Origin of the sequence: Draconibacterium sp. (genome assembly GCF_041583095.1) — a bacterium.
In the GTDB taxonomy this organism is placed as follows: domain Bacteria; phylum Bacteroidota; class Bacteroidia; order Bacteroidales; family Prolixibacteraceae; genus Draconibacterium.
The window spans coordinates 1-6,924 of the sequence record NZ_JBFHGM010000270.1 but is presented as its reverse complement, the minus strand read 5'-3'; the positions used below and the strand labels follow the sequence as shown (position 1 = coordinate 6,924).

At 40.4% G+C, this 6,924-nt stretch carries 10 protein-coding genes; 9 read left to right on the top strand and 1 reads right to left on the bottom strand.

What is annotated here, in order from left to right; all coding sequences use genetic code 11:
• The 4 genes from ABZB17_RS18715 to rpmF all read left to right on the top strand — a co-directional run.
• The coding region (locus ABZB17_RS18715) for a DUF6057 family protein (protein WP_372652438.1) at positions 1–614 on the top strand (614 nt) is incomplete at its 5' end.
• Positions 615–626: 12 nt separating this feature from the next.
• Positions 627–2,090, top strand: a complete 1,464-nt coding sequence (locus ABZB17_RS18710) for a hypothetical protein (RefSeq protein WP_372652435.1) — start codon at positions 627–629, stop codon at positions 2,088–2,090.
• A gap of 617 nt (positions 2,091–2,707) precedes the next feature.
• A complete protein-coding gene (locus ABZB17_RS18705; protein ID WP_372652433.1) occupies positions 2,708–3,250 on the top strand; it encodes a DUF177 domain-containing protein in 543 nt (180 codons plus the stop codon).
• A 12-nt stretch (positions 3,251–3,262) separates the two neighbouring features.
• Positions 3,263–3,448: a 50S ribosomal protein L32 gene (gene rpmF, locus ABZB17_RS18700; RefSeq protein ID WP_074780135.1), complete on the top strand. Its 186-nt coding sequence runs from the start codon at positions 3,263–3,265 to the stop codon at positions 3,446–3,448.
• Here the strand turns inward: rpmF and ABZB17_RS18695 are convergent.
• Positions 3,406–3,708 (bottom strand): hypothetical protein, encoded by a 303-nt coding sequence (locus ABZB17_RS18695; RefSeq protein ID WP_372652441.1) that lies wholly within the window; start codon positions 3,706–3,708, stop codon positions 3,406–3,408. The genes rpmF and ABZB17_RS18695 overlap by 43 nt on opposite strands.
• A gap of 17 nt (positions 3,709–3,725) precedes the next feature.
• Here ABZB17_RS18695 and ABZB17_RS18690 point away from each other — a divergent pair, with 17 nt between their 5' ends.
• From ABZB17_RS18690 to ABZB17_RS18670, 5 genes are all read left to right on the top strand, one after another.
• Positions 3,726–4,724: a beta-ketoacyl-ACP synthase III gene (locus tag ABZB17_RS18690; protein ID WP_303925999.1), complete on the top strand. Its 999-nt coding sequence runs from the start codon at positions 3,726–3,728 to the stop codon at positions 4,722–4,724.
• A gap of 130 nt (positions 4,725–4,854) precedes the next feature.
• On the top strand, positions 4,855–5,268 hold the full coding sequence (locus tag ABZB17_RS18685) for a polymer-forming cytoskeletal protein (protein ID WP_045025976.1): 414 nt from the start codon (positions 4,855–4,857) through the stop codon (positions 5,266–5,268).
• On the top strand, positions 5,231–5,479 hold the full coding sequence (locus ABZB17_RS18680) for an AtpZ/AtpI family protein (protein WP_045025975.1): 249 nt from the start codon (positions 5,231–5,233) through the stop codon (positions 5,477–5,479). Before ABZB17_RS18685 ends, ABZB17_RS18680 begins: the two co-directional genes overlap by 38 nt.
• Entirely contained in the window at positions 5,480–5,860 is a 381-nt protein-coding gene (locus ABZB17_RS18675; RefSeq protein ID WP_372652431.1) for a hypothetical protein, read from the top strand.
• A 222-nt stretch (positions 5,861–6,082) separates the two neighbouring features.
• Positions 6,083–6,924 (top strand): F0F1 ATP synthase subunit A (locus ABZB17_RS18670; RefSeq protein WP_372652428.1); only part of this gene is annotated, 842 nt, incomplete at its 3' end.

The following is a 6,924-nucleotide window of genomic DNA, read 5'->3' as shown; positions in this document are numbered from 1 at the left end:
TTGAGGCGATGGAAGCGTTGCCCGATTATCAAAAAAGTGTACGATCGATAAAACGCCTGGCAGAAACCAATATCATTAATGGCGATTACGAAGTGGCAAAAAAATACCTTCACATACTGCAAAAAACCTTGTACTACAAAAAATGGGCTACCCGGTCACTCGAAATTATAATGAATGAAAAAGATGTAGAACAGCATCTTGAATGGGGATGGCTCCGAAAAGCACGTATTCAGGGCGATTTCCTGTTTAGCGAACAGGAAAAGCTAAACATGATCGGATTGCTATTTATGAATAACCGCCGAAACATGATCGCCTTCGAATATTTATTGGCAGCAACACTACTGGAGAAAGACCTGCAACTTTTTACTCGCTATTTCCCGTTGTCGGGTTCGCTCAATTACAAAGTTATTCCAAAACATTTTCAGGAAGCTTTGTTGTACATTTGGGAAATAAACAACGAAGACCCGACGAAAGAAATTTCGTACCCCATAAACAACACCATTACAGTACAATTAAGCGATTACAAAAAACAGTACGCCAACACACGCGACGCCAGAATAATTGAAAAAAGATTTGGCGATACGTTCTGGTATTACCTGCATTTCAGAAATTAAAAACAAACAAGCATGTTAAAGCATATTTATATACTTCTCACAGGTCTAACAATTGTTTTATTCTCTTGCACACCGGAAATTAAGCCGGATGTAATTAAAGACGAATTGCCCGAAATATTCCCGGATTACTGCAATGTAACTGTTCCGGCCACAATTGCCCCGCTTAACTTTCGTATGAAAGAAGAAACAGAGGGTATTGCAGCAACATTAAAAGGTGCAAATGGAGAAGAAATCAGAGAAAAGGGAAAAACGCATGTTGAGTTTCCGGCAAAAAAATGGACAAAGGTTCTAACCGAAAATATTGGTAAGGAACTTTCGGTAACAGTAGCGGCAAAAACCAATAATAAATGGGTGAAATATGCAGAATTCAAAATTTATGTGAGCACCGACCCCATCGATCATGGTTTGGCGTATCGGCTAATTGCTCCGGGTTACGAAGTTTGGAGTAAAATGGGAATTTACCAGCGCGAGCTGGCCTCATACGATCAGGATGCAATTATCGAAAATACCTTACTAACCGGCAGTTGCGTTAATTGTCATTCCTTCCGGCTTACCGATCCTAACGATATGAGCTTGCACATTCGTGGGGAAAAAGGTGGTACCGTTCTGAAAACTGATGGCGATGTAAAGCTCCTGAATACAAAAACACCAAAAACCATTTCAAACTTTGTATATCCTTTCTGGCACCCAAGTGGCGACTACATCGCCTATTCAGTAAACAACATCCGACAGGTTTTTCACGAAACCAAAGACAAACGTGTTGAGGTGTTTGATTCGGAATCAGATCTGATTATTTACGATGTAAATAAAAACAAAACGCTGTATTGCGATGACATAATGACCAAAGATCATTTCGAGACTTTCCCGTCGTTTTTGCCCAATGGAAAGAAACTGTATTTCTGTGCTGCCGATGCCAAACAAATGCCAATGGAATACAAAGATGTTCGTTACAACCTGTGCAGCATCGATTTTGATCCGCAAACCGGAACTTTTGGCAACAACGTGGATACACTCTTTAATGCCGCTGCTATCGAAAAAAGTATCACGTTCCCTCGTCCATCACCCGACGGAAAATACATCATGTTTACGTTGGTAGATTACGGCAATTTCTCGATTTGGCACCCGGAGGCCGATTTGTATTTATACGATGTAGAAAGTGGCGAAACTCGTCCGTTGGAAACCGCAAATAGCAACGACACTGAAAGTTACCACTCATGGTCGTCAAACTCGCGTTGGTTTGTGTTTAGCAGCCGCCGAATCAACGGTTTATATACCCGCCCTTATATTTCTCATATCGACAAAAACGGCAAGGAAAGCAAACCATTTTTATTACCGCAGAAAAATCCTGACTATTACGAGGAACTGCTGTTTTCATACAATATTCCAGAGTTTATAAACAAGAAAGTGGAGCTGGATGCGCGCACAGTTGAACACCTGGCCAACACAGAAGGAACAAATGTAGATCAACGCGAATAAGCAATAAATACATTTACAGACAGATAACATCGTCCGAATCTGGAACGGGCTGTGTTTTGTTGCTGACAGAGCTGTTTGGGGATCGAATCAACTTCCCGGGTTTAGTGAAGAAAAGGAAATGAGTTACGATAATCTTGTGAAAAAACAAGATTGGCCCGGAATTATTAGCTGGCCGAAACGTATCCTTCGTTTGGTGCACAATCGAAACTGCCCCGGTCTCTTGCTTTGGCAAAAACCGGACAAATGAGCACGAAACCTTTTCATTTCAGCCCTGAGCCGTACGACTTTTTATGAATGCTTATTTTGCACATATTCACGAAAAAGGCAATTTCCGACAAGCTATTTTTACTGCCTCAAAAACATCCGAATTTTTATAAATCTTTTTTGTTTCCCTTTAATTTACCCGAGTTATCGATAAAACCAATACCGGTAAGCGCAATGCAAATTGAAAAGGCCGCGAAACAGTCTATCGGCGAGAAACAAAAATTCTATACAACACTTTAATGCAAATGGCTCAGGTTTAACTATTTTGATTTGGAAAGAAATTTGAAATAATTCAACGATTTCTTTAACTGTTAATAAAAAATTTATACTTTTGCATCCACTTTTTTGGAATCGTGAGCTGGAAGAGCAAATATAATATTGAGTTTAAAGGTCTTAAAGAAGGCCTGCACGATTACCAATTTGAGGTAAACGAAAAGTTCTTTGAGCATTTTGAGGAGAGTTTGGTTGACAACGGGGAAGTTAGCGTAAAAGTTGAACTTGAAAAACGAAGTGCATTTCTGAGATTAAGCTTTGCACTTGAAGGATGGTTAGAGCTTGTATGCGACCGCTGCCTCGACAATTACAATCAAGACGTGTCTTTAGAAACCGAATTATTTGTAAAATTTGGTGAAGAAGATGAGTTTGAAGACGGCGACAATGTTATCTGGGTTTTACCCGAAGAACACGCCATCAACCTGGCTCAAATTATTTACGAATACGTAACACTGAGTATTCCGTTGCGGCATGTTCATCCGGATGAAAGCGGAGAAAACGGCTGTAACCAGGAAATGATTGACAGATTAAATAATATTACACAGTTCGATGCGGAGGATGATGAAGAAGAAGAAATTGATCCGCGCTGGGCTGCATTAAAAAACTTAAAGAATAATAATTAAAAATACATAACAATGGCACATCCAAAGCATAAAACATCGAAAGCTAGAAGGGATAAAAGACGTACCCATTACAAAGCAGTTGCCCCTACTCTGGCTACTTGCTCAAACTGTGGAACAACTGTTAAATACCACACAGTATGTCCTGAATGTGGTTACTACAGAGGTAAACAAGTAATTGAAAAAGAAATTGCATTATAGTTAAATAAGCATCCGGAAGTTCCGGATTTAACTAACAAAAATCCATCTTTGGTAAGTTCCGAAGATGGATTTTTTGTGCCCCCCTGATCGCATTTCCTATTTTCTGATTTTTCGAACAATGTTATAAATTGTTCAGCCATAAAGAACATTTTTTCACCTCTGCACACCACATCTGTTGGCATTTCTTTGCTGTCTCCTGTAAATCGCTCTACATTTATCCCCGGTAAAAAAAAGACCAGAATTATATTTTCAGTAAACAAAAATTAGTATTTGAATAATGGCTAACATAAGGGCAGCAATTACAGGAGTTGGAGCCTACCTCCCGGAATACCGGTTAACAAACGAGGAAATCAGCAAGATGGTTGATACCTCGGACGAGTGGATCATGCAACGAATTGGGATTAAGGAGCGAAGGATTTTAAAGGAAGAAGGAAAAGCAACCAGCGACATGGGGGCTCGTGCAGTGGAGAATTTGCTGGAAAAAACCGGCACATCGCCCGATGAAGTCGACATGTTGATTTGCGCCACCATCACCCCGGACATGAACCTTCCGGCAACAGCCAATATTATTGCTCACAAAACAAATATTCATAACGCCTGGAGTTTCGATTTGAATGCTGCTTGCTCAGGATTTATTTTTTCTCTGTCAACTGCAACACAGTTTATCGAATCGGGGCGCTACAAAAAGGTAGTAATAGTTGCCGCCGAAAAAATGTCGTCGATTATTAACTACGAAGATCGCACCACCTGCCCGCTTTTTGGCGATGGCGCTGCAGCCGTTTTGGTTGAACCAAGCACCGAAGATGTTGGTGTTATCGACTACATTAACCGTGTTGATGGTTTAGGACGTCATCACCTGCACATTAAAGCCGGCGGATCGTTAAAACCGGCCTCCGAAGAAACCGTAAAAAATAAAGAACACTATTTATACCAGGAAGGACAAGCTGTTTTTAAAGCTGCTGTATCGAGCATGGCCGATGTTGCTGCTGAAATTATGGAAAAACACAACATCAGCTCTGAAGATGTTGCGTGGCTTGTTCCACACCAGGCCAATATGCGCATTATTGAGGCTACCGCCCGCCGAATGGGGATTAGCAAAAAGCAGGTAATGATTAATATCCGCAAATACGGAAATACCACAGCAGCTACCATTCCGCTTTGTTTGTGGGATTACGAAAAACAACTTAAAAAAGGCGACAACATTATTCTCGCTGCTTTTGGTGCCGGATTTACCTGGGGAAGCACCTATTTAAAATGGGCGTACGATTCGGAATAGAAGCTAACAATAGAAGTTAAATTTTGCCGTTCTGTTTGTGGGACTCTAAATGAATATTTTTTTGCCGAAGATGCATTTTATTGTATATTCAGGCACCCAATTAATAAGGACAGTTAAGAAGATTTAAACCATGGCAAAACAAAACACTAGAACGTTTGGCGAAACCCCCGATCAGGCGATTAATATTTTAGGCGAAGGTACACTCATTAAAGGCGATATTTCGGCAAGTAGCGATATTCGCATTGATGGGCAACTGGTTGGAAACCTGGAAGCAAAAGGCCGGGTTGTTATCGGCCCAAAAGGCAAAATCGATGGCAAGGTAAAATGCAATAACGTTGAGATTGCCGGTTTTATAAAAGGCAAAGTTTATGTTGATGAGCTTTTGAACATGAAAGCCTCGGCAAAAATTGAAGGCGATATTGTGGCCGGAAAACTGGCCGTTGAACCCGGTGCAACTTTTACCGGAACCTGCGCCATGGGAGCAGCCAGTGCCCCTGCAAAAGAAGATGCAAAGGAAAAAACCTTATACAACGAAAAAAACTAATTCGTTTATTCGCTACTCCAGCCTGGGGTTCGAAATGATGGCCATTATCGGAGGTTTTACTTTTCTTGGCTATAAAATCGACCAATGGATGGATAACGAATTTAAAGGCTTTACACTTGCACTGGTACTTTTTGGTGTAATTGCATCGATTATTTATGGTGTAAAAAACCTATTGAAACCGGATAATAAATCGAAAAAAACGAAAAAGTAAATGAAGGCTTTCATCGTAAAACTTACCGGAATATCTCTGGCTATTACCCTAATTGGCTGGCTGGTATTTTCGCTGGCATTCCCCGAATACTACCTGCCGGTATTTCCTTTTCTGTTACTTTTCTTTTATCTGGCAACAATGGGTATTCATTCCTACCAGCTTAAAATGGCAAAAAAAGATATCGGCAAATTTACCCGTAGCAATATGCTCGTTACATTTTTCAAACTCGTTCTATACTCGGTGGTAGCCGTTGTATATATTGCTGTTGATAAAGAAAATGCCCTCCCGTTTGTTATTTGTTTAATGCTGCTATACCTGATTTACACTTTTTTTGAAGTAACCGAGATTACAAAGGCAACTAAGTCGGCTGAAAGAAAATAAGACTCCATCGCTTCCCTTCCTCACACAAAAACAGGTTTTTAAACATGGTTAATTCTAAAATGAAAAATGCCAAATTCCATTCACGGTCCAAAAAATCTTATAAATTTGTGAACCTTAGAACGGAATATTCGTTTTAACAACCTGACAAAATTCTTATCGAGAAGCGTTTGTTTAAAGTGTTTTTACAAGACAAGTTAAAACAAAGAAAAAACTGAATTAACCATGCTTAAGCTTACCAAAGCCTTCATTATACTGTTTGCCGTTTCATTATTAGGTTATGGCCAGCTTCAGGCTCAACACGGGCACGAAGAAAAAGAGACACGCGCAACAGAAAGTCATTCAGAAGAAAACGAAGATCATGCTTCAGACGCACACGCTGAAGAAGGATTTAACGCCGGAGAATTTGTGATCGATCACGTGTCGGATTCGTACGACTGGCACATTACAGATTGGAAGGGGACACCAATCAGCATTCCGTTACCAATTATATTATACAGCAAACAACCGGAATTACACGATGGAAAAGCTTTTCAGGTGTTTATGTCATCGAAATTTCACCACGGACACGGCGCCTACAAAGGTTTCCGCATTTCTGAAAGCGAAGAATATAAAGGCAAAGTGGTTGAGCTGGATGCAGCAGGACACGAAATTGGAACACCCATCGATATTTCAATAACAAAAACGATTGCCGGTATTTTGGCATCGGTAGTTATTTTATTGTGGCTGGTTTTTGCAACAGCAAATTTGGCTAAAAAGAACAAAGGAAAAGCGCCAACAGGTGTACAAAATGCCTTGGAACCGATCATCTTTTTTATTCGCGACGAAGTAGCAAAACCTGCCATTGGCGAACACAAATACGAAAAGTTCATGCCGTTCCTGCTAACCCTGTTCTTTTTTATCCTGATCAACAACTTCATGGGATTGATACCCATTCCGCCATTTGGAGCCAACGTTACAGGAAATATAGGGGTTACAATGGTACTGGCCTTATTCACATTTGCAGTAACCACAATTAATGGTAACAAACATTACTGGAAAGAGATTTACAACCCGGATGTTCCGTG